Annotated in this window: 2 protein-coding genes; both read right to left on the bottom strand. The window is 58.7% G+C overall.

Annotated elements, in window-relative coordinates:
• Window positions 1-86: 86 nt before the first annotated feature.
• Window positions 87-602 (bottom strand): hypothetical protein, encoded by a 516-nt coding sequence (locus EOA28_RS36600; protein ID WP_127252650.1) that lies wholly within the window; start codon window positions 600-602, stop codon window positions 87-89.
• 43 nt (window positions 603-645) lie between these two features.
• A partial coding sequence (locus EOA28_RS36595) for a DUF6456 domain-containing protein (protein ID WP_128315883.1) occupies window positions 646-1,098 on the bottom strand: 453 nt, incomplete at its 5' end.

Here is a 1,098-nt window from a genome sequence, read left to right as displayed (position 1 = left end):
AGGGTGGGAGGGGCCTGCGGGCGATAAGTTGGAATAGTGCAAAATCGTGGGAACGACTCTTGCGCGCTGCCTGCTTCACCTCACGTTTAAATGGAGCGATTGGCTATCGCTTTCGCCTCAGCCGCCCAAGAAAGAAAGCTACTTAGAAACTCTTCCGAGACATCAATTTTCTGATCACTCCATCGGAAGCTTTTGTCTTCGGCAGACAGGCCGTAGTGAATGGTGCGTTCGTTCCCAGCTTCTTCGATCTTCTTCAGTGCGTTCTTTCGCGAGCCGTAGAGCCGATCTTCAATATGCTCGAAATGACCCCTTGCTCTCTTGTATGCTGAGAGATCCAAAGCCCCAACATGGCTAGCCATTTCGGCGCCCAAGACATTTGACGCTAAGACAATTCCATCCTTCACTCTGTCGATAGCGATTAGAAAAAAGTGCAACTCTACCAACGCGCGTTTGTATCTCTTCTGCCGCCACGCATCGAACATCAAAGCATGTTGTCGTTCGACAGCTTCGAGGTATCTGTCGACTAAGCCTAGGCCATCGTGCAGCTGACCAGTTGGGTCTGCAGTTAGGTAAGCAAGCAGTTGCTCAGTTTCGTCGTTCATGGGGTAAACAATAACGCCTTGAGTGACATATACTAGGCCACCTTCACCCCGCCTTCCTCCCCATCATCCCGTAGTGCACCGCCAACAAATCCAGCCCGACCTTCAGCAGCTTCACCACTACATCCCTTCCCTCGCCGCTACGCTCGGCGATGGCCTTCACCGACTGGCCTTCGAGGCAAGTCTTGCGCACCACCTCCGCCACCTCCCAATGGGCGAGCGCGGCGGCTGCATGGGCATGCGCCCGGCCGGCTGAGAGGACGCGGTCGGGGACGCCGCCGCCGACGCGGCTGGCGTCAACGCGTTCGCTCCAGGATTGCGGCTGCAGGCCGTGCCGGGCGGCGCGCTCGAAATCGTCGCGAAAGCGCTGGCCGGCCTCGCGCTGCTGGCGCGTCAGCGAGGTGATGCCGGTGAGCGGGTCGACATTGCGCAGGCGCACGATGCCGCCGGTGGAGGTGTAGCCGCCGTTCGACACTTCGTAGACGCGGCGCGCCTCGGC

The sequence above is a fragment of the Mesorhizobium sp. M2A.F.Ca.ET.067.02.1.1 genome, from assembly GCF_004023285.1.
GTDB lineage: Bacteria > Pseudomonadota > Alphaproteobacteria > Rhizobiales > Rhizobiaceae > Mesorhizobium.
Note: the sequence above shows the minus strand (reverse complement) of the source record. Positions and strands in the feature narration are given on the sequence as shown.